This window comes from Gracilimonas sediminicola, assembly GCF_024320785.1.
GTDB classification, from domain to species: Bacteria; Bacteroidota; Rhodothermia; order Balneolales; family Balneolaceae; genus Gracilimonas; species Gracilimonas sediminicola.
This window is the reverse complement of sequence record NZ_JANDBC010000001.1, coordinates 1215533-1238035: the sequence shown is the minus strand read 5'-3', so window position 1 is coordinate 1238035 and position 22503 is coordinate 1215533. Positions and strand designations below refer to the sequence as shown.

Sequence of the window (22503 nt, the reverse complement as noted above, 5' to 3'; positions counted from 1 at the left end):
AAAAGACAGAGGATCAACTATGATTAATGCTACAAAAAAAGGAGTGAAAGGAGCCGCCTTGTTTGTGCTTACTTTTCTCTTCAGTTATGGTGCAGTTCATGCACAGAGCAACTTGTTTTTCTCGGAATACATTGAAGGTTCGAGTAACAACAAAGCCTGGGAGATTTATAACCCAAACAGTACCCCAGTAAATCTTGACGACTACCAGGTTGCACAGTCTTCAAACGGAGACGGATGGGAGTTTTACCATACTTTCCCAACCGGAGCTTCAATTTCGGGTTATGGAACCTATGTAATCACTACCGACCAGGTAAGCTCATCACTTTATAACACAGACTTTGCTGATGAAACATTAAGTTGGCCAAGTATGACCCATCACAATGGAAATGATGCGCGGGCACTTATTCATATATCAGGAACGGATACTACTTTTTTAGATGTATTTGGAGATCCAAACTCTGATGCTAATTGGGCAGTTGGAGATTCTGTTGAAGCTACTAAAGATCATACTTTAGTTCGAAAGCCTAATGTTTCAACCGGAAATACTACTGCTCTGGGTTCTTTTGGAACTGATGACGCTTCTTCAGAATGGATAGTTTATCCTCAAAATGATTTTGGCGGACTAGGTGCACACAGAGACTATAATGCGCCAATTACCGTTCGCGACCTGAATACTTACCAGGGCGTTTCTGAGTTTTCAGAGGCGGCTATAGAAGATCACCCACTTGCAGACAGTACGGTTACATTAACAGTGGTAATTACCTCGTATCCAAAGAGTTCAGGGTTGTCAAATCCTGATGATACCAATGATGATGGTACCATTGATGAGATATCACGTATCCATGTTTTTGTAACGGATACCAATGCAGTGACTATGGGCCGTCAGGGAATGTCTATTCAGCTGGTTGAGTCTGATTACACTCTTCTTGATGGATTTACCAGAGGAGATGTTGTTACTCTGGAAGCCGAGTTAGGTTTCTTTGGTGGTACATCTCAGGTTGCTGTCGAGTCTGTAAACCGACTGGGTAACGTAAACCAGGAATTCCCTGAATATGCAAGTCTACTTGACCCATGGGAAGTTGATCTGACTGATATAAACAGTTTTGAAGATGGTGAGCTTACCATGCGCTTTAGTAACTATAATGTATATAACGGAGCGTATGTTAAAATTAATTCTGCTACCGTAAGTAACGTAGCACAGGGAAATCGTGTTGACTGGGCTGTAAACAAAGACGGATCCAGAATTTATGTATACGATACATCTCTGAGATACAGAAACGACCATGCTATTGGCGCTGAAGGATATCTGCCATCCTATAACGCTCGTAGAATAGACCCTAACCAGGACGGACCATTTGAAGCACCTGCTTCAGGAGCCAATGTGGACATCAGTGGTTTCATTAACTATGTGGGAGACGATCCCGATGCTTTGGTACCAAGCGGAAACGGCGCTTTCAGCATTAACCCATTTGAAGATGGTGTTGTATGGTTAAATGGTGAAAGAAATGTAGACGGTGTGGATGGTTTTGAATGGCCAAATGACCTTGTTGTAAACGGTCTTCCTCCTGTAATTTCTAATGTTTCACTTTCAGACTCCTCAGTAACTTCTAGTGATGCGGTGGTTGTTACTGCAAGTGCAGAAGCTGTTGACGGTGCTTCTTTGACAAGCGTAAGTTTAATTTACACTTCGCCGGATACAACTGACACACTGACTATGTCAAATACTACCGGGAATGAGTTTTCTGCTACACTCCCAACATTTGATAACTTTACACCAGTGTCATTTTACATCGAAGCGTCTGATGACAACGGCCTGACTGGTAGAGCTCCATTTTCCGGAGGTTTCAGTTTCTTCGTTGCTGACAATCCTATTTCAGAGATTTCAATATTACAGGAAACAGGAGATGGGCAGCCAGGATCAAGTCCTCTGCTTGGAGCAGGTACTATTCCTGTAAATATTACGGCTACAGTAGTGTCCAGTGCAGGTGAAAGTGGTTTTATTACCATTCAGGATGCTGCCGCCGCATGGTCTGGTATTTATGTTGAAGAAGACAGCGAAACCGAAAGCCTGAATATTGGTGATGAAATCAATGTTACAGAGCTAACCATCTCTGAGGAGTTTGGTGTTACCTTTGCGACACTTGATGCCTTCACGGTTGAATCTTCAGGTAACTCTGTGGCTAATTTAGCGGTTGAGCTGAATACTCAGGACATCACAGGATCTGCTACTGCTTATGAAGAGTACGAAGGTGTTTTCCTGACCTTTAACGATGTAAAAGTAACAACCAACCAGGCAGACGGTTCCAGTGACTTCGGTGAGTGGGAATTTGGTTCCACCCAGGGTGGTGGTGCGGCTGATACACTTGAGGCCGGAGAAGGTCTGCGTGTTGACGATGCATTTACTATCAATTATGGCTCTGACTTAAACGACCATGTTAAAGTTGGTGCAGACATGGAGTCTCTGTCAGGTGTTCTTTACTATTCTTTCGGTAACCCGAAAATGATTCTAAGAACGCTTGATGATGTTGTGGCTGATGACTGGACTCTGCCGGATACTGGTTTTGATCTGGAAACCCCGGCTGACGAAGCTACTGTTGAAGTAACCGGTGATATTACCGTTGAGTGGGAAGCTACATCAGACTTTGACGGCAACGATATCACTTATGAGTGGGTACTATACTCAGCTGATACAGCTAGTGTTGTAACTTCTGTTCCATCAAATGATGATTCAACAGCTTCTGCTGTTACCCTTGATTATGCAACGGTAGACGGCTTATTAGCTTCTGCAGGTCTTGAAGTAGGCGAAAGCGCAGACTTTGTGTGGACTGTTCGTGTAAGCGACGGAGTTGATACTGTAGCTGCAGCTGAAGATTATGATGCAGCGACAAATACTTTCTCTACATTGTACTACAGCCTGACATTAGAGCGCGCAATGGAAACTTCAGGAGAAGTTGAGACAGGGTTGCCTAAGAGCTTTGACCTTAAGCAAAACTATCCGAATCCATTCAACCCAACTACTAATATTACGTTTGACCTTCCAAGAGCAGCAAACGTAAGTCTGACAGTGTATGATATGCTGGGTAGAAAGGTTGCTACATTGGTGAACGAGCGGATGACAGCAGGCACCCACACTGCAGCATTTGATGCTTCCAGACTGGCAAGTGGTATGTATATCTACCGCATCGAAGCCGGTTCTTTCGAAAGCATTAAGAAAATGATGCTGATTAAGTAACAAATTAGGATTTCCCTGGAATGAGGATGGAATATTCCTCATTCCTATTTTTTTAAACCAAATAGTTCAGATGTACAAGTCTTCCATACTAATTTTAGCAGTGCTGTCTTTGGCCATCCTTATTTCAGGGTGTGATGCCGGTTTATCAGGCACCGCTTCGGAAAATCAACCCCCTTCAACAAACCTGACGGTTGAGAGGATAAACAGGGGAGATGACTTCAGGTTATCCAGCCAGATTAACATTTCCTGGTGGGGTAATGACCCGGATGGGTATGTTGTGGGCTATGAGTATGCAATTAACGATACAAGTGAAGGAGCCTGGACTTTTACTGAGCGTTCTGATAGTACATTTATACTGCCCATTACAGAGGGGCAAAGTGTAGATGACGTGCTTTTTAAAGTTAGAGCAGTTGATAATGAAGGTGCAAAAGATCCAGTAGGAGCACGATTGGTATATCCTATTGTGAATTCGAATCCAACAGTGGCTTTTTCAGAAACGGAAACTCCTCCGGATACACTCTTCTCCATCAGTAGTTTTGGGTGGAGATTTAATGACCCGGACGGACTCTTAAATATACGCAGCACTGAAATCGCGATAAACGATACCATTAATGGGTGGACTGAAATTCCGGTGTCACCTGATAATGAAGGGCGCATTTTTATTTCATTGGAAGTTGATAATAGTACGGAAGGGGCAAAAACAGCAGACGTATTTCTTGGCCGGTCATACAGCCGGGCTGTCGATGAATCAGGGGACCCAATTCAAATAACGGGAGTTGAGGTCGGCTCAAATAATACAGCTTATGTTCGATCTATTGATGCGGCGGGTGCTGTAAGTGAGTTAGACAGTGTAAGCTGGTATGTAAAACCTCAGCGATCTAAAGTTCTTTTCCTGAATGACATTGGCTCCGGTGATTACTTGGAAAAACAAGCTGAACACCTTTCATACTTGAATAGCTTTGGGATTGATCCGGATCAATGGTTGATAAACACAGGAACTCCATCTTTAGGTACTATTGAGTTATCCGAACAATTTCCTACAGTAGTGGATCCTACGCTTAGAAAAACACTGGCCAAATGGGATCATATATATTGGGTATCTAATGATATAGATAGAAATATTGTACACGCGTTAGAAATTACAACAGAGTTTTTCGAGCAGGGTGGAAACATGTTTGTGACTATCCCAATGAAAGAGATTGGACAGGATGATGATGTATTTAATTTCATACCCGTAGATTCCATCGGAGATTATAGTTCTGCCAGTTCAAGAAGTACAAATTTTATCATCAATAACAATACAGAGGTTCCCAGCCTGACCGGTGGGCCGTCACTTCTTACGGAAAGAACTCAAACGAGTATCTTTCCACTAAAACCAATACCCGGAGCTACCCTGCTATACCAGACTGATTTTCAAACAACAACGTTGACCGGAAGAATTGAGGATTATACTGAGTTCGAAGGGGTAGGTATTGAAAATCCTGAGGGCAACGTAATCTATTTTGGTATGGATCTAACGTTGTTAAATGGCAACAATAATTTGGCCGATTTTATTGAATATATCTGTATCCAAAGACTGGGTTTCAGCAACTGAGGTTATTATGAAAAGATTTAATCTGATTTTATTACTGTTTACGCTTTTGGGAACGGCTTCGGTGTGGGCTCAAAACACAGGATCTATTTCCGGAACCATAACGGCTGATGAAACTGAAGAACTGCTTATTGGGGTAAATGTCCGAATTGTTGGTACTTCTTTTGGTTCGGCTACCAACCTTGACGGTGAATACGTGATACGAAATATCCGTCCCGGTCAATATAACATCGAAATCACCTATGTGGGTTTTGAGACCGTTTTGCTTACCGGTATTCAGGTTGAGGCTGGCGAAACCACAGAATTAAACTATGCACTGCGTGAGCAAGTTTTAAGTGCCGAAGAAGAAGTAATTGTTGTAGGTGAAGCTCCTATTTTTGATGTGGAAAAATCCTCTACTTCATCCACCATTTCCCGATCGGATATTGAAGCCGCTCCCATCCAGAAAGTAGAGGATGCGGTTGCCCTGCAATCCGGAGTGGTTAAGGATCCAACCGGACTATACATCAAAGGCGGGCGGGCTTACGAAACCGGCTATGTAGTTGATGGTGTTTCTGCTCAAGATCCGCTGGCAGGAACCGGATTTGGATTAGACTTGGGTTCCAACTCATTTAGTAATGTGGAAGTGATAACCGGTGGGGTAGGTGCTGAATATGGTGACGTAACTTCGGGTGTGGTATCGGTTCAAACCCGTGATGGCGGCGACCGCTACGAAGGCAGCTTTTCTCACAAACGGGATAATTTCGGTTCCAATGTAATGTCTCACGAGTCTAACTTTTTTGAAGACGTTTATGAATTAAGCATCGGCGGGCCGGAACCTATCACACAAAAATTATTACCGCTGGCAGGCCTCAATATCCCGGGTGATGTGTATTTCTTCGCCACCGGGCAGTTCGCCACAGCCGATGGTTATACCAAATTATCCGCAGACCAGATCCGTTCATCCATTGTTGACAATGATTTTTGGTCGCCCAGACAAGGCAACCGGTGGAACGGGATGATGAAACTGACCTACAACATCAAGCCGGGGATGCGCTTGCAGGGCGCTTACCAGCGATCGTTGACCATCAACCAGAATACGCGGATGCTTCAGATTACCGGCGCTGATACCCAGATTCAGCCCGGCTTCCAGTTTGCTTTCTCAAACGGCTTTCTCGACAACGCAAACACCTACACTCACGACAGCAACCTTTCCTACCTGAAGTGGACACATACCATTTCTCAAACCGCTTTTTACGAAGTGCAGGCAAGTCGGTTGTTTACCCGCTTAAGGGCAGATGCCAATGGTAGAAACTGGAGACCTGAAAATGTGGATGGGGAATTTGATCCGGGCAGTATCAACACCTACCCGGGAGAAGAGTTTCAGGGAACAGACGACTTCACCTATGTGCTTGCCGGTCCGGGTTATATCAATAACGGTGGTATCGCAACACTGTGGCACGATCACTTTGCAGAAGAACTGACGCTGAAGTCAAGCCTCACCAAGTATTTCAATGAGCGTAATAATCAGCTGGTGTTTGGCTTTGAAATGAAATTCAATGACTACCAGTGGATTGACATCACACGCCCATGGATTGGTGCCCCTATCCGGATTGATGAAAACACGGTTTCAGAAACATTCCGTGTAGGTGAAAGCTTTGATGCCTGGAGGGTTAAGCCGACGAGAGGTGCCTTTTTTATAACCGATAAAATCCGTTACAACGGACTGATTGCAAACATCGGCGGGCGTTTTGAATATTGGTCTCCCGGCTCATATGTAGATGAAAGGGTGAAGGAAGCGTTGGATCCAAACACCTATTCCACCATCCCCGAATTTATTGCACAGGACTATCTTGATGAGACCACAGAGATTTTCGGCAATCGGTATAAGTTCATTTTCCTGCCAAAGGTAAACGTTTCTTTCCCGGTGAGAGAAAACCAGGTGTTGTTCTTCAATTATGGTCATTCGGCACGTATCCCTCACCCAAGGTTTGTGTACGCCGGCCTCGATCCCTTTTACCAGGATCAGTCAGATCTTCCCAACCTTGGAAACCCGAACTTAGACCGTGAAATTGATATCTCGTATGAAATCGGTCTTCGGAATCAGATTACAGCAAATGATGCCTTAAATGTATCGGCCTTTTGGAGAGATAAATATGATTTTGTGACTTCTGAGTTAATCACCGTACCGGATATTGATGGCCGACCGACTACCAAGGCATTCCGAATTAACGGTGACTATGCTCGTTCCCGTGGGGTTGAAGTAAGTTACATCAAACGGTATAAGGACTTGCTGCAGGGGCAGGTTTCATTCACCTATTCCCGTGCCGAAGGTTTGAGCTCAACCAACGATGATAACCTGAACGCAATCAATGCCCGACAGAATGTGGGTAATAATATTGAGACCCCGCTGGCCTGGGATCGCCCGTTCGATATAAAAGGAAATATCCGTTTTACTTACGACCGGGATGAACCCCTGTTTGATTTAAATCCACTGAATCAGTTTCAGATGTTTTTGTCTGCCGTGTGGAGAAGTGGTCAGCGTTATACACCCTATGAATTTGTAGGCTTTGAAAGAAACCCGGTAACCGGTGTTCGAGACTGGCGTCCTATATACGAGCGATTGGACGACCCTGCTCAACGATACAGTGAAGTAGGTCCGGCCTGGTTTTACATGGATTTCAACATTAGAAAGTGGTTTGAGGTGAACGACACCCGGATCGCTGCTTTCCTCGAAATCACAAACATTTTAAATAATCAAAGCTCAGTAATTATTAACCCGGTAACCGGCAAAGGATACAAGAATTACCCTTCCGATCAGTCTTCTTTAATTGCTCTGAGAGATAACAGAAGTTACGATGTACCTAATAGTGTAAGAGACCCGCGTTATCTGGATCCTACCGACAATAACCTGCCGGCTTATGAAAATCCGGCGAATTATCTGGAACAGAGACACATCGTATTTGGAGTATCTATAAACTTTTAATTATGAAATTCATTAAAGCATTGATAAAAAGTTGTTTGTTGTTTCTTATCGGAGGGTTGCTTTACAGCCAAAGTGCCTATGCCCAAACCAGCTATGGTGATGACCGGGCAGGGACGGAAGGCTTTCAGTTTGCCAAGATTTCCATAGATGCCAGAAGTGCGGCAATGGGTAATTCAAATATGGCCGATGCCATTGATGGATCAAGCCTGTATTGGAATCCGGCCAATGCATCGGTACTCGGCAGTTCCAATGTGATGCTGAATCACACCCAATATGTTGCCGATATCAACCTTGAGTATTTGAGCTATATTCACAAACTCGGACGTTTTGCCATTGGTGGCAGTATCCAATACCTGAATTCCGGGGAAATTAATGAGACTACCGAATTTGAACCCCTGGGAACTGGCCGAACCTTTAGTACCCATCACATTTCCGCGGGGCTGACCGGTTCGCATCAGATTACGGATCTTTTTAGTTATGGAATTACTCTGAGATACCTGTCCGAAAATTATATTGACATTACCTATCAAACAGGAGCCATCGACTTTGGTTTTCTATACTATGTGGGCGATACCGGCCTTCGGTTTGGGGTGAGCCTGAATAACTTTGGTTTCGAAGCTGCTCCTTCAGGCACAGCTGAATATGAAACCCTCGATGGTATGGTGGAGCAAGAGCCAACCAGCGATTTATCACTGCCTACAAGGTTCAATATCGCGGCAGCTTATAATGTCATCGAAAATGAAAATCACGAGCTTCTGGTAACGGCTCAAATCACTAATCCAAGTGACAACTCTGAGCAGTTAAATGTGGGTGTTGAGTATGGTTTTATCGGCCAGTTTTTTGTGAGAAGCGGATACGAATTCGGTGTTGAAGAAAGAGTTTGGCCAAGCTTCGGGGCCGGCGTTCAGGTCCCATTTATGGAAAAAGTATTAAAAGCAGATTACGGATACACCGTGTTTGAGCGTTTAGGTGGAATTCACAGAATTGGTTTAAGTGTAGCGCTATGAAACAAGCAGTAAACAGAATTTTTATTGGTTCATTAATCCTGACAGCAGGTTTTCTGTATGGATGTGACAACATTTTTGGAGCCAAGGATAACGACACTACAGATGAAATTTTCGAAGAGGGGAGCATTGATCCAACATTGGAAACCGTAGAAGGGTATGCTCCGGTACTTCCTTTCTGGGGTGAATTTGATGCTCCAACCGATGTATTCGTTGGCTTTGATCGTTTTGTATATGTAACGGATGCGCAGGGTGTTCACCTGCTGGACCGGGCCGACCTGAATCCAAGAATCACCATTGAGCTGGACGGAGCCAATGCCGTTACGCAAGATCGGTTGCTAAATATTTATGTATCTGCCCGCATCGATACTGTAATTGAATCGGTTGATCCCAACATAACCTGGAATCTGCCGGCGGTTTACAAAATTAAGAACATGAACGGGACTGGACCTCTCACCTTTGTGGACACTCTTATTTTCCCATTTGATGATGCCAGTTTGAGTACCTCTGCGGCCCAAAATGCCCGCCTCAACCGCGGTTCAAATATCAATTACGAACGCGTTGAAGTTACCGGGGTTTCAGCCATGGCTGATAACTCCATATACATCACTCGAAGAGGTCCTTTTAATGAAACAAATCAGGTAGCAGCACCTGACAATACCGTGCTTGAATTCAGAAGAATTTCTGAAAATGGTGAGCTGACCGGAAAGATGGAAAACATTCGCCAAATCCGGACGCTGAACCCTGTTACGCCATCCTTGAGAAGTGGAATAGGTTTAAGTTCAGTGGCTACCTTTGTGGCCCCTCCACAACGCGATACTTTTACAGAAGATCGGAGCTTCCTGATTACCCAGGCCGATCAAACCAGGGATATCTCCTTCAGAGTTTTATGGATTAATGCTGTTGAAACTCCCGACGGACTTGTATTTCAGCAAAATTCACAGCTGCTTGCCCAGGATACTACCCAAGCCGATGGCTTTCTATATGAGCCGGATAAATTTCAGCAGCCAACCGATGTGGCATTCGGCGGTGATGATGACAGCTACATATTTGTGGTAGATGCTGCCCAGCATAAACTGTATCAGTTTCAGTCGAATGGTCAGGAAGGAGTGCCTCCACCTCCCGGTGCTGAAAATCAAACCAAACAAGTATTGGTGTCATTTGGTGAGCTCGGTTCAGGGCCAAAGGAATTTGATTCCCCGAGCGGAGTAGCTTACTTCAACCAGGTAGTATATGTAGCCGACAAAGGCAACAATCGCATCGCACGATATAAGCTTACTACTGATTTTGAATAGGGCTTAATCCCCGTTCAGCCAAGCTGTTAAGTTATAATAAAACCTGATCGTAACATTATCTTAATCTTATAGTTTTTATTTTTGGGTTCTACTGAAAACCTCAAATAAAACGGACAAATGTTACGCTACTTATCTATAGTTTTTTTAAGTCTGATTGTGTCAGGTTCTGCCCTTGCGCAATCAACTATTACGGGTAAAGTTACGGACGCCAGCACCGGCGAACCCATTATTGGTGCCAACATATTAGTGATGGGAACCACCCAAGGTGCTGCCACCGATCTTAACGGTGAATATGAGATTGACGATGTTGATCCGGGTACCTACAACCTGCGCGTTTCTAATATCGGGTATGTAACCCTGATGGAAGAAATAACCGTAGGTGAAGGAACCCTTACCCTCGATTTTGAGATGGAACTTACCAGTGAGTCTTTGACTTCACTTGAAGTTTTTGCATCTCGTTCCGACCAAACCACTCCGGTTGCTTTCTCTGATGTAAGTCAGGAAGAAATCAGAGTTCAGTTGGGTTCTCGTGACCTTCCTGAAGTGTTAAACGTTACACCTTCGGTTTACTCAACCAACTCAGGTGGCGGTGCAGGTGATGCCCGTATTAACGTTCGTGGATTCAGCCAGAGAAATGTGGCTGTAATGATTAACGGTGTTCCTGTAAATGATATGGAAAATGGCTGGGTGTACTGGTCTAACTGGGATGGCGTAGGTGATGCTGCCCGATCCATTCAGGTTCAGCGCGGTATTTCTAATGTAAACCTTGCAGTGCCATCTGTGGGTGGTACCCTGAACATTATTACTGACCCAAGCAACAACGAAGCCGGCGGTATGGTGAAGTTTGAGAACGGTAGTGGAGCCTTCAACAAAACTACCCTGATGCTGAACTCCGGCCTGATCAACGACAAGTTCGCCATCAGTGCTGTAGGTGTGAGAAAAGAAGGCGAAGGTATTGTTGACGGAACATGGACCGACTCATGGGCTTATCACTTAGCTGCCTCTTACCAAGTTAATGACGATAACAGGCTCGACCTGTTTGCGCTGGGAGCCCCTCAGCGTCACGGCCAAAACCTGTACGCTCAAAATATTGCAACCTACGACCGAAGTTATGCGCTGGGTCTGGATAGTTATGATCCTGCTGCTGCTGATGTATTTTGGGAAAAAGGACGTTTGTTTAACTCTAATGTTTCCGGAGTATCCAACAGCTACGATGGAAATCAGTATGTAGGAGACGGTTGGATAAACCCAAGCATCCAAAGTCGATATTCTAAAAACTTCCTGAATGAGCGAGAAAACTTCTTTCATAAGCCACAGGTTAACTTAAACTGGTATAGTGAGCTGACTGATAAGCTTACACTAACTAATGTATTGTACTACTCCGGTGGTAAAGGTGGAGGAACAGGAACGCTTGGAGATATCGAGTATGATTACAGCCACGCTCAGCGAATTGTTGACTGGAATGCGACTATCGCTGATAACCTGGCCAACCTGGATGGAAGTGGAGATGCTGTTGCAAATGGTATTATTAGAAACAGCCGAAACAACCAGTGGACTATAGGTGACATTTTGAAACTTACTTACCAGGCTAGCGATGAGCTTGAACTACAGGCCGGTTTAGACTGGAGAACAGCTGAAATTGAGCACTATCGTGAAGTGCGCGACCTTCTCGGCGGCCGTTATTACATCGACAACTCCAACGATCTGGACCCGAACCGTGAAACACGACTGGGCGATAAAGTTGCTTACAACTTTGACAACACGGTAGACTGGTTAGGCGGATACCTGCAGGGAGAGTACTCCAAAGATAAATTCAGTACCTATGCTACGGTTGGGATCTCAACTGTTAAATATTCTCACTTAAACTACTTCCTGGATGATCCTAACAAAGCCGGATTGCAGGAAACAGAGCGTGAAAGTGATAATCTTGTTGGATACCAGGCGAAAGCAGGCGTTCTTTATGGGTTGAATGATGATCTGGACCTTTACCTGAATGTTGGCGCGATCTCTAAAGTGCCGATTTTTGACAACGTTATTAACGACGGAACCGGTGCGATCAACGAAGATCCTGAAAACGAGAAGTTCTACTTCTACGAAGCAGGTACTCGTTACAGAGACCCAAGCGGACGATTTGGCTTTAACCTGAACTACTACCTGACCGATCGTCGCGACCGTTCTTTCACAAGGGGAATCAACTTTCAGGATGGAACCGAAGGCTTGATCAACATCACCGGTCTGGATCAAATGCACACCGGGGTTGAGCTTGAAACATCAGCTAAACTGGCTGAATGGGCCCGACTTGATGTGGCTGCTTCTCACAACTTGTGGGAGTACAAGAATGATGTAACTGCGCTTTACACCCCTGATCAGAATAACCCTTCTGTACAGGATACCGTAAGCCTTTTTGTGGAAGGACTGAAAGTAGGTAACGCACCGCAAACACAGTTTGCTTACACACTTACCGTAGAGCCAATGCAGAATCTGGATATTACTCTGGTAGGAACTACTTTCATGCGTCACTGGTCAGATTTTGATCCGCTTGACAGAGACGACCCAAGTGATCGTGCACAGACATGGCAAGTGCCAAACTACACGGTGTTCAATGCTCACTTGAATTACGCTCTTCCGGGTGTATTTGAAGGGAGTTCATTATTCCTGAATCTGTTCAATCTGTTTGACAACACCTACATTCAGGATGCTACGGATAACAGTAGATTCAACGGATATGACGGTGATCACGATGCTGATGACGCGGAAGTATTCTTTGGGCTACCCCGACGATACAACTTTGGAGTTAGAATCAACTTCTAACAACACAAACGTATCATCAATTTTACGTTAAATTTTGAAAGCAGCCTGTCTTTTGACAGGCTGCTTTTTTATTGTACATCATCATGAAAAAAATACTTGTTTGCGCACTGATATCGATGTCCTTAATGGGGTGCATCGAAGAAGAGAAATCAAGGGATACAAAAGTCCTGCTTGTTTCCTTCGACGGCTTTCGGCATGACTACCTTTCTAAAACCGATACCCCAAATTTTGATAAACTGGTGGAAACCGGTGTACTTAGTGAAGGCCTGATTCCGATTTTTCCGTCAAAAACATTTCCGAATTATTATGCAATGGCTACTGGTCTGCATCCGGAGAACAACGGCTTTATTGCCAACAATATGTACGATCCTGAGATGGATGCTCGATTTACTATTTCGAACCGGGATGCGGTAGAAAACCCCGATTGGTACGAGGGAGAGCCGATCTGGAATACGGTTGAAAAAGCAGGCAAAAAATCAGGAACCATGTTCTGGGTAGGTTCAGAAACTCCCATACAGGATATGCGCCCCACCCACTGGAAACGATATAATGAAAGCATGCCGGATTCGGCCCGTATCGACACGGTTGTAAAATGGCTCTCTTACGGCAATGAGAAGGAAGTCGATTTTGCCACGCTCTATTTCAGTTTTGTGGATGCTCGTGGTCATCGTTTCGGGCCCAATTCCCCGGAAGTGGTTGAAGCTATTGAGCGGGCGGATAATTTAGTGGGTTATCTGGTGGAATCTATAAACCAAAAAGAACTGTCCGGCAAAACGAACCTGATGATTGTATCGGACCACGGCATGGCAGAGATTTCCCGTGATCGGGTAGTGATACTTAATGAGATGATAAACCCGGATAATCTGGAGGTTATTTCTTACAGTCCTGCCATGATGGCGAATGCAAAGGCAGGAAAATTGAACGAAGTATATTTGGCATTAAAAGCCAATGAAGAGCATTTTAAAGTGTATAAAAAGGAAGATATCCCTGAACGCTATCACCTGAAGAATCACCGCAGGGTACCGGAACTCTTGCTGGTTGCCGATGTTGGCTATACCATCACAACCAGGGAGTTTTTTGAGGAACGTGAGAATTATCCATCAGGAGGAAACCATGGCTTTGACAATCAGGCAAAAGAAATGCACGCTCTGTTTGTAGCCAATGGCCCTGATTTTAGAAAAGGATATACAGCAAAGCCTTTTAAGAACGTGCACCTGTACTCTTTGATGGCGCATCTTTTGGAGATCACTCCGGCACAAAACGATGGAAGCCTGGACAGTGTATCGGTACTTTTAAAGTGAAATTGGAAACTTTTTCACCAAAAAAACAGGTTCAAGGGCTTTATTAAGATTGCATCTGTCTAAAAGTGAGGGGATATTCCCTTGCTGAAATACTCAGTCTTTCACAACCTAACAGAGTTTTAAAAATATGCCATACGTTGTTACTGAACCATGCATTCAATGTAAATACACTAACTGCGCAGCCGTATGTCCGGTTGATGCTTTCCGCGAAGGCCCAAACTTCCTGGTTATCGACCCGATGGAATGTATTGATTGTGATGCATGCGTATCTGAATGTCCGGTAGAAGCTATTTACCCCGATGATGAAGTACCTGAAAAATGGGAAGATTACATCGACCTGAATGAAAGACTATCCGAAGCCTGGGAAGATCGCATCATCAATGAAACTCAGGATGCACTGCCCGATGCTGACGATTGGGCCACCAAAGAAGATAAGCTTGATCAGCTTGTAGAAACCTGGTAAGTAACCGGAGTTTTCCCTGAGTCACCCAGCCTCTAACGATTCCCAAGAATCACTCTTTATTGCCTGACGATACCTTCATTTTAAGCGCATCTTCATCCCCTAAAATAATGGGGATCATCAATGCTACGCCCGACTCTTTCAGTGATGGAGGTAAGTATCTGAACCACAGCCGGGCCATGGACCGCATTCACCTTATGCTTAAAAACGGGGCGCAGATTATAGATGTTGGAGGGGAATCAACCCGGCCGGGAGCCGAGCCCGTTTCCGAAAGTGAAGAGATAGACCGGGTTATTCCACTACTTGAAAAAGCCATCCCGGTTTTCAGCGATGCCATATTTTCAATCGATACCACTAAGTATGAGGTAGCTAAAAAAGCACTTCAGGCAGGTGCTAAAATTGTCAACGATGTAAGCGGGCTGCAAAAAGATCCCCGCCTTGCCGACCTTTGTGCTGAACATAATGCCGCATATGTTTTAATGCACTCGCAGGGTGATCCCAAGACGATGCAGAAAAACCCGGCCTACAACGATGTGGTTGAAGATGTGATGGCATTTTTCGAGCAGCAAGCTGCAGAAGCAAAAAAGAGGGGAGTCCATCATCTTATTTTAGATCCGGGAATCGGCTTCGGAAAAACGCTGGAGCACAACCTTAAATTGATCGCCCACCTTGACAAATTCAAAAAATTTGGTTTCCCTGTATTAGTCGGAGCTTCACGCAAGTCCATGATCGGTAAAATATTAGACGACCGGCCTACAGACGATCGCATAACCGGGACCGTTGCCCTGCACTACCACGCACTCATAAAAGGAGCAAATATACTACGTGTGCATGATGTGAAGGAAGCTTCCGATTCAATTCGTATATTCAACGCAGTTCAATCCCAACAATAACCAAATCCGGCGGCCTTGTTTCCCATTGGTTTCCTTGAATTCGGCTTAAAAGATTTTGCCGAGACGCTCATTATTGCGCTCGTACTGGTATATCTGTACCGGTGGGTGAAGGGTACGTTTGCTATTCAGGCGGCTCTGGGAATTTTGTTTGTGGTGATTATTAATGTGGTGATTGGGCTTTTGGGCTTTACCACTATCAATTCCATTCTGAGCCAGATTCTGGACGTCGGTATTATCGCGCTCATCATTCTTTTTCAGCCTGAAATCCGGAAGCTGCTGTACCGGCTGGGAACCAATACCAGTCTGGATCGCTTTTTCTCCACATCCAATTCCGATCGTACCATCGATGAAATTATCGACGCCGTGAAGGAAATGTCGAAAAATAAAACCGGGGCACTTATTGTATTTGCCCGGACTTCTTCGCTGCAAGATTTAGTAGATGCCGGTGTAAATATCGACTCTGAAATCCGAAGTGAACTCCTCACAACCATATTCCAAAAGGAAACCCCGCTTCATGACGGGGCTGTTGTCATACGGGGAAACAGGATTGTAGCGGCAAGCTGTTATTTGCCTATTTCCCAAAACCCGAACATCTCTTCATCATTCGGTACACGACACCGCGCTGCAGTAGGGATAAGTGAGTCGAATAATGTATTCGTAATTGTGGTATCGGAAGAAACAGGCCGAATTTCCATTGCCCGCAACGGAGCACTTACCAGTGGACTTACCATTCAGAAATTGCGAGCTGAAATGGAAGAAACCTTCGGCAGCCAGAAGTTTGATGAAGACGTTGCCTTCAGTTCTGCCCAGGCCGACATGAAGCTTAGTTGATTTCGTTATTCGGGAAATGGTAATCGTTAGCCGTTAATCGTTGATTGTGAATGGGGATAGTAACCGAATAACGATTACACGAATCACGAACTAACTATCTTTCCAAAAACTCTTTCATCAAATCTTTGGCGGCTTTGTAGGAAGATATTTTTCCTTCCTGGACCTGCTGTCGGTAGGCTTCCAGTTTTGATTTGAGATCAGCATCTCCATAAAATGCCTGGTGCAGTTCCTGATGGATGCTTTCATTTAGCCAGTAGTTGGCTTGTTCTTTCCGCTGCTGCTCAAAGTATCCTTTAGCTTTGGTGTGGCGCACATACTCATCCACAATTTCCCAAACCTCGGGAATGCCTTTGTTATGAAATGCAGAACAGGTTGTTACTTTGGGAATCCAGCCGGATTCAGTAGGCGGGAAGAGGTGCAGGGCGTTTTTATATTCAGCCAAGGCTCTTTTGGCGGCATCTTCATTACCAGAGTCGGCTTTGTTGATAACGATGGAGTCGGCCATTTCCATGATACCCCGTTTGATACCCTGAAGTTCGTCTCCGGCACCGGCAAGCATCAACAATAAAAAGAAATCAACCATAGAATGAACAGCCGTTTCTGACTGTCCCACACCTACGGTTTCAATTAGGATGGTGTCAAAGCCTGCCGCCTCACAAAGGGTGATGGTTTCCCGTGTGCTTCTCGCTACGCCCCCCAGGGAGCCGGAAGTGGGGGTGGGGCGGATGTAGGCATTCGGGTGATTTGATAGCGTCTCCATGCGTGTTTTATCGCCAAGGATACTGCCCCGCGTTTTGGAGCTGGAGGGATCAACAGCAAGAACGGCTAAGTTCCGTTCCTGTTCATCAATTACATAATTGCCAAAAGATTCAATAAAGGTGCTTTTCCCAACCCCGGGAACACCGGTGATACCAATTCGAACAGAATCTCCGGAATGTGGAAGACATCCTTCGATGATTTCCTGCGCCAGTTCCTGATGTTCCTGTTTGGTGCTTTCAATTAAAGTAATAGCACGGCTGAGCAACATTCGGTCGCCGTCTAAAATACCTTCAATAAATTCAGCAGCGGGTGGAAGTTGTCTACTCAAAACACCACCCTCCCCTAACTTTTCCAAAGTTATAGAGGGGAATTAGCTGGAAAAAGTCGCCTAACAACTTTGGAAAAGTTATTAGGGGTGAAGGTCTAAACAAAAAAATTGCAGTTAATTTCATGAGGATGAATAATTCTCAATCAGCACTTCCAGAATTTGTTTGGCGGCTTTTGGGATAACCGTTCCGGGACCGAATACGGCCGTAACTCCGGCATCATAAAGGAAATCATAATCCTGCTGGGGAATCACACCGCCGGCTATAACAATGATATCTTCGCGCCCTTGCTTGTTGAGTTCTTCGATGACCTGTGGAACCAATGTTTTATGTCCTCCTGCCAGGCTGGAAACCCCAAGGATGTGAACGTCATTTTCCACGGCTTGTCGGGCGGCTTCTTTCGGTGTCTGGAAAAGAGGCCCGATATCCACATCAAATCCTAAATCAGCAAAGCTGGTTGAAATAACTTTCGCCCCGCGATCGTGTCCGTCCTGCCCCATTTTAGCGACCATGATTCGCGGACGCCGGCCATCCATTTCAGCAAATTTATCCGCCAGGTTCAGTGCTGCTTTAAACTGATCGTTATTTTTGAGTTCTGAGGAGTACACGCCGGAAATAGATTTAATGGTTGCCTTATAACGCCCGAATGCTTTCTCCATGGCATCTGAAATTTCGCCAAGAGTAGCTCGTTCTCGGGCAGCGTCAACGGCTAAAGCTAATAAATTTCCGTCACCCGATTCCGCGCATTCGGTCAGTTTATTCAGCGCAGCTTCTACAGCTTTTTCATCGCGCTCTTGCTTCATCTTGTTGATGCGCTCAATCTGGGATTTGCGCACTTTCACGTTATCCACTTCCAGTACGTCAATTTCCGATTTCTCATCGGTCTGGAATTTATTGACGCCTACAATGGTATCCTTGCCGGAATCGATGCGGGCTTGCTTCCTTGCAGCGGCTTCTTCAATCCGCATCTTAGGGATTCCCGTTTCAATTGCTTTGGCCATTCCGCCTAAATCCTCAACTTCACCAATCAGCGTCCAAGCCCGCCGTGCAATTTTGTCAGTCAGGTATTCCACATAATAAGAGCCGGCCCAGGGATCCACCGCTTTGGTGATGCCGGTTTCTTCCTGTAGAAAGAGCTGGGTGTTTCGGGCAATACGGGCAGAGAAATCAGTAGGCAGGGCAATAGCTTCATCCAGTGCGTTTGTATGAAGCGACTGTGTATGCCCAAGTGCCGCTGCCATGGCCTCAACCGTGGTGCGCGCTACGTTATTAAACGGATCCTGCTCGGTCAGGCTCCAGCCTGAAGTTTGGCAATGCGTTCGCAGAGACAGCGATTTAGGGTTTTTCGGGTTGAAGGACTTTACAATTTTAGCCCATAATAAACGCGCTGCCCGCATCTTGGCAATCTCCATAAAGTGGTTCATGCCAATGGCCCAGAAAAAAGAGATTCTCGGGGCAAAATCATCAATATCCATTCCGGCTTCTATTCCGGTTCGGAGGTATTCAAGGCCATCGGCCAGGGTATAAGCGAGCTCAATGTCGCAGGTAGCCCCCGCCTCCTGCATATGGTAACCACTGATAGAAATGGAATTGAAGCGAGGCATATTTTTAGAAGTATATTCAAAGATATCCCCGATAATTTTCATCGACGGTTCCGGCGGATAGATATAGGTATTCCGAACCATGAACTCTTTCAGGATATCATTTTGAATGGTTCCTGCAAGTTTTTCGGGCTTCACGCCTTGTTCTTCAGCTGCTACAATATAGAATGCCATCACAGGTATAACAGCCCCGTTCATGGTCATTGAAACCGACATCTTATCAAGCGGAATCTGATCAAAAAGAATCTTCATGTCCTCCACCGAGTCGATGGCTACCCCGGCTTTTCCTACATCACCGGAAACACGGGGGTGGTCGGAGTCATACCCGCGGTGGGTGGCAAGGTCAAAAGCCACAGACAAACCTTTCTGTCCGGCTTCCAGGTTGCGGCGATAAAAAGCGTTGGATTCTTCCGCGGTTGAAAACCCGGCGTACTGACGGATGGTCCACGGACGAACAGCATACATGGTAGAATAAGGGCCGCGCAGATAAGGCGGAATTCCGGCTGCATAATTGAGATGCTCGAGCTTCTCGATATCCTCTACAGAAAACCGCGGCTTCACCGGAATTTGTTCAGGAGTTTCCCATGCGTCTTTCTTTGGGGACTTATGCTCTAAATTACCGTTTGCTTTAAAATCTATGTTGGAGAAATCCTTCTTCATTATCCTTCCCCGTTTTTAAGTTCAGCTTCAATATTCAAGAGCGATATTTTGTCGATCGTAATACATTCATTCATATCTTGGTCAAAGCCAGCAAAATTTTGAATTCTAAATTCTAAATTTTGAATCTTTTCGTCGGGCTTATATTTATTCACCCCTACCAAAACTTTCTCTTTTTGTTGGTAAGCTTCAATTTTCTCTTTTTGTGAAGCAGCTACCAACTCTTGTATGTATCGTGATTTAAGCGCCTCGTAAAAGCCACCTTTGGCTTCAATATCCTGGAATAACTCCCAGCTTTTTTGGGCTATGCTATCGGTAAGCACTTCTATATAATAGGAGCCGGCACCGGGATCGGCCACTTTATCCAGGTAAGCCTCTTCCTGAAGGATAAGCTGGATATTCCGGGCAATACGGGAGGCAAAGCCGGAGTCATCGGAAAAGTGCTCATCATAGCGATGAACCGTGATGGTATCGCAACCCCCGATTGCTGCCGACATGGCTTCGGTTGTGGTGCGAAGCATATTGTTGTGGGCATCCGATTGGGATTTATTCCAAAAATTGGTTTCAGCATGGATGGAGGATCGATTATTGTCCACTCCATATTCGCCTAACACCTGGCTCCACGTTCGTTTAAAAGCTCTGAACTTTGCGATCTCAAGGAAATAATTGGGGCCGGTAGCAAAATTAAAATGCATGTTGCCAGCCAGCTTTGAGTCAAGCCCGAGATATTCATTACCCGCTGCCAGAGAAAAGGCCAACTGCTGAATAATAGTCGCACCAGCGTTCGCAAAAACTGAACTATCGATGGCACAAAATGAAAATGATTCATCAAAGGCATTAACCGTGTTCTCAATCTCAGCTTTTGATGCCAGCTTTCCGGTTAAAGCTCCATTCGCCATCGGGTCGAAATTAAAGCCTGCCGATAATTCTTCTGTATTGAGTTTCCGTTCATTACATATTTCCTTTAGCCAAACAGATACCTCAGGAGAAGAAATTGCACTGCCAAATCTCAGTGCGATAAGTTCGATTTGAATATCCTTTAACAAGTTCTCCAGATCGCTGCGGGATTGCAGGTAGTTTTTGGCCGGACAGAAATATAATCCGGAAGCTCCATTCTCGAGTGCATGCAGGGCTTCTTTATTTGCTTCCGCTATCGAAGAACCTTCAACGGGCTCCATAACATTCCAAGAGCCGCGGGCTGCAACGGCCTCAGGTGAAAGAGAAAGATCACGTACGTTTTCTTCCCGGTAAAATGGAAGAGGATTGACCCCTTCGCCGGATTTCCAACGAAGCACATCTTTATAATCTTTTCCTTTAAGGTCTTTCTCAATTACGGCTTCCCATTTCTCGGTAGAAATGGCCGGAAACTCATCAAAATGAAGGGCTTTTTTGAAGTCTGAATTTTCCAAGAGTGACTAAAAAGTTTTTGAAGTTTTGTAATTATAAGGAAAATAAAGAGGTCGAGAGTTCTTTACTAACCGGATGCAAAAAATACGGTTTTAATTAGTAAAAAAGCGCTTACAATTTGTATATTCTGCTTCACTTTCACTCAAAACCTACTCACACAGTTTTATAGATGGAACAAACCGAGCAACTAATTCCACCTCTAACACAGCTCACAGAAGATGAGCAAATGCTTAAAGAAGCGGCAGCTGATTTTGCTGAAGCTTCCATCAAACCCCTGGTCGAAGAAATGGATGAAAATGCCAAACTCGACCCCGATCTGGTAAAAGAATTTTTTGAAATGGGCTTGATGGGAATTGACATTCCTGAACGTTACAGCGGAGGCGGCGGAACCTTTATGATGTCGGTCGTAGCTATCGAGCAGATATCTCGTGTTGATGCATCGGCAGGCGTTTTTATGGATGTTCAGAATACCCTGGTGAATAACGCTTTTGTAAACTTCGCCTCCGACTATCTCAAAGAAAAATATTTACCTCTCTTAGCCACCGAAAAAGTAGGTGCTTACTGTTTATCGGAAGCCGGATCGGGCAGCGATGCTTTTGCCCTTAAAACCACCGCGAAAGAAGACGGTGATGATTTTGTGCTGAACGGTTCTAAGTTGTGGATCACCAATGCCAACGAGGCAGACATCTTTTTGGTGATGGCGAATGTGAATCCCGAAGCCGGATATAAAGGAATTACAGCATTTGTAGTTGAACGCGGAATGGAAGGGTTCTCAATTTCCAAGAAAGAGAATAAACTGGGAATTCGTGCGAGCTCCACCTGTGAGATTTTATTGGAAGACTGCCGTGTACCTAAAGAAAATGTACTGGGTGAAGTTGGAAAAGGATACAAAGTAGCCATCGAAACCTTGAATGAAGGCCGAATTGGTATCGGAGCCCAGATGATTGGTATTGCCCAGGGTGCTTTTGATGCGGCTCTGGCTTACGTGCAGGAACGTAAGCAGTTCGGGAAGGCAATTTCTGAATTCCAGGGTATTCAGTTTCAGCTGGCCCGTATGGCAACAGATATTGAAACCGCTCGTTTATTGGTTTACAATGCAGCCCGAATGAAAATGAATGGTCAGAACTTTTTGAAAGAAGCCGCCATGGCAAAATTTTATTCCTCAGAAGTTGCTGAACGTGTGAGTTCGCAAGCAGTTGACTTATTTGGGGGATATGGATATGTGAAAGAATATCCCGTAGAGAAATATTACCGTGATTCTAAGATCGGTAAGATCTACGAGGGTACAACGAACATGCAGCTCAGCACCATAGCTAAGTTGCTACTTCGATGAGTGAGTGAGAAAAAGGGGGCTTCGGCCCCCTTTTTAT

14 protein-coding genes are annotated in these 22503 nt (G+C 45.0%); 11 read left to right on the top strand and 3 right to left on the bottom strand.

Annotated features, from left to right (window positions below; genetic code table 11):
• Positions 1-19: 19 nt before the first annotated feature.
• From NM125_RS05540 to cdaA, 10 genes are all read left to right on the top strand, one after another.
• A complete protein-coding gene (locus NM125_RS05540; protein ID WP_255133628.1) occupies positions 20-3232 on the top strand; it encodes a T9SS type A sorting domain-containing protein in 3213 nt (1070 codons plus the stop codon).
• Between the two features lie 70 nt (positions 3233-3302).
• On the top strand, positions 3303-4826 hold the full coding sequence (locus tag NM125_RS05535) for a hypothetical protein (protein WP_255133626.1): 1524 nt from the start codon (positions 3303-3305) through the stop codon (positions 4824-4826).
• 7 nt (positions 4827-4833) lie between these two features.
• The gene (locus tag NM125_RS05530) at positions 4834-7788 is read left to right on the top strand and encodes a TonB-dependent receptor (RefSeq protein WP_255133624.1); all 2955 of its coding nucleotides are present in this window, start codon (positions 4834-4836) and stop codon (positions 7786-7788) included.
• A 2-nt stretch (positions 7789-7790) separates the two neighbouring features.
• Positions 7791-8795 (top strand): PorV/PorQ family protein, encoded by a 1005-nt coding sequence (locus tag NM125_RS05525; RefSeq protein WP_255133622.1) that lies wholly within the window; start codon positions 7791-7793, stop codon positions 8793-8795.
• The gene (locus tag NM125_RS05520; protein ID WP_255133620.1) at positions 8792-10087 is read left to right on the top strand and encodes an NHL repeat-containing protein; all 1296 of its coding nucleotides are present in this window, start codon (positions 8792-8794) and stop codon (positions 10085-10087) included. Before NM125_RS05525 ends, NM125_RS05520 begins: the two co-directional genes overlap by 4 nt.
• A 117-nt stretch (positions 10088-10204) precedes the next feature.
• The gene (locus tag NM125_RS05515; RefSeq protein ID WP_255133618.1) at positions 10205-12898 is read left to right on the top strand and encodes a TonB-dependent receptor; all 2694 of its coding nucleotides are present in this window, start codon (positions 10205-10207) and stop codon (positions 12896-12898) included.
• Between the two features lie 83 nt (positions 12899-12981).
• Complete coding sequence (locus tag NM125_RS05510; RefSeq protein WP_255133616.1) at positions 12982-14199, top strand: alkaline phosphatase family protein; 1218 nt, start codon at positions 12982-12984, stop codon at positions 14197-14199.
• Between the two features lie 127 nt (positions 14200-14326).
• The gene (fdxA, locus tag NM125_RS05505) at positions 14327-14662 is read left to right on the top strand and encodes a ferredoxin FdxA (protein WP_255133614.1); all 336 of its coding nucleotides are present in this window, start codon (positions 14327-14329) and stop codon (positions 14660-14662) included.
• Between the two features lie 59 nt (positions 14663-14721).
• Positions 14722-15552 (top strand): dihydropteroate synthase, encoded by an 831-nt coding sequence (folP, locus tag NM125_RS05500; RefSeq protein ID WP_255133612.1) that lies wholly within the window; start codon positions 14722-14724, stop codon positions 15550-15552.
• A 15-nt stretch (positions 15553-15567) separates the two neighbouring features.
• Positions 15568-16383, top strand: coding sequence for a diadenylate cyclase CdaA (gene cdaA, locus NM125_RS05495; RefSeq protein WP_255133610.1), 816 nt, complete (start codon positions 15568-15570; stop codon positions 16381-16383).
• A gap of 94 nt (positions 16384-16477) precedes the next feature.
• Here the strand turns inward: cdaA and meaB are convergent, their stop codons facing one another.
• The 3 genes from meaB to NM125_RS05480 all read right to left on the bottom strand — a co-directional run bounded on the left by meaB (position 16478) and on the right by NM125_RS05480 (position 21135).
• Entirely contained in the window at positions 16478-17470 is a 993-nt protein-coding gene (gene meaB / locus NM125_RS05490) for a methylmalonyl Co-A mutase-associated GTPase MeaB (protein ID WP_255133608.1), read from the bottom strand.
• A gap of 120 nt (positions 17471-17590) precedes the next feature.
• Positions 17591-19729, bottom strand: a complete 2139-nt coding sequence (gene scpA, locus NM125_RS05485) for a methylmalonyl-CoA mutase (protein ID WP_255133606.1) — start codon at positions 19727-19729, stop codon at positions 17591-17593.
• Positions 19729-21135 (bottom strand): methylmalonyl-CoA mutase subunit beta, encoded by a 1407-nt coding sequence (locus NM125_RS05480; RefSeq protein ID WP_255133604.1) that lies wholly within the window; start codon positions 21133-21135, stop codon positions 19729-19731. The genes scpA and NM125_RS05480 overlap by 1 nt, the downstream gene beginning before the upstream one ends.
• A gap of 167 nt (positions 21136-21302) precedes the next feature.
• Between NM125_RS05480 and NM125_RS05475 the strand changes: the two genes are divergently transcribed.
• On the top strand, positions 21303-22466 hold the full coding sequence (locus tag NM125_RS05475) for an acyl-CoA dehydrogenase (protein ID WP_255133602.1): 1164 nt from the start codon (positions 21303-21305) through the stop codon (positions 22464-22466).
• Positions 22467-22503 lie beyond the last annotated feature (37 nt).

What these genes read in the sequence shown, in the direction of transcription:
- NM125_RS05510 (WP_255133616.1), top strand. Translation starts at nt 12,982, where the DNA reads ATGAAAAAAATACTTGTTTGCGCACTGATATCGATGTCCTTAATGGGG.
- NM125_RS05515 (WP_255133618.1), top strand. Translation starts at nt 10,205, where the DNA reads ATGTTACGCTACTTATCTATAGTTTTTTTAAGTCTGATTGTGTCAGGT.
- NM125_RS05475 (WP_255133602.1), top strand. Translation starts at nt 21,303, where the DNA reads ATGGAACAAACCGAGCAACTAATTCCACCTCTAACACAGCTCACAGAA.
- NM125_RS05535 (WP_255133626.1), top strand. Translation starts at nt 3,303, where the DNA reads ATGTACAAGTCTTCCATACTAATTTTAGCAGTGCTGTCTTTGGCCATC.
- scpA (WP_255133606.1), bottom strand. Translation starts at nt 19,729, where the DNA reads ATGAAGAAGGATTTCTCCAACATAGATTTTAAAGCAAACGGTAATTTA.
- NM125_RS05525 (WP_255133622.1), top strand. Translation starts at nt 7,791, where the DNA reads ATGAAATTCATTAAAGCATTGATAAAAAGTTGTTTGTTGTTTCTTATC.
- fdxA (WP_255133614.1), top strand. Translation starts at nt 14,327, where the DNA reads ATGCCATACGTTGTTACTGAACCATGCATTCAATGTAAATACACTAAC.
- NM125_RS05530 (WP_255133624.1), top strand. Translation starts at nt 4,834, where the DNA reads ATGAAAAGATTTAATCTGATTTTATTACTGTTTACGCTTTTGGGAACG.
- NM125_RS05540 (WP_255133628.1), top strand. Translation starts at nt 20, where the DNA reads ATGATTAATGCTACAAAAAAAGGAGTGAAAGGAGCCGCCTTGTTTGTG.
- NM125_RS05520 (WP_255133620.1), top strand. Translation starts at nt 8,792, where the DNA reads ATGAAACAAGCAGTAAACAGAATTTTTATTGGTTCATTAATCCTGACA.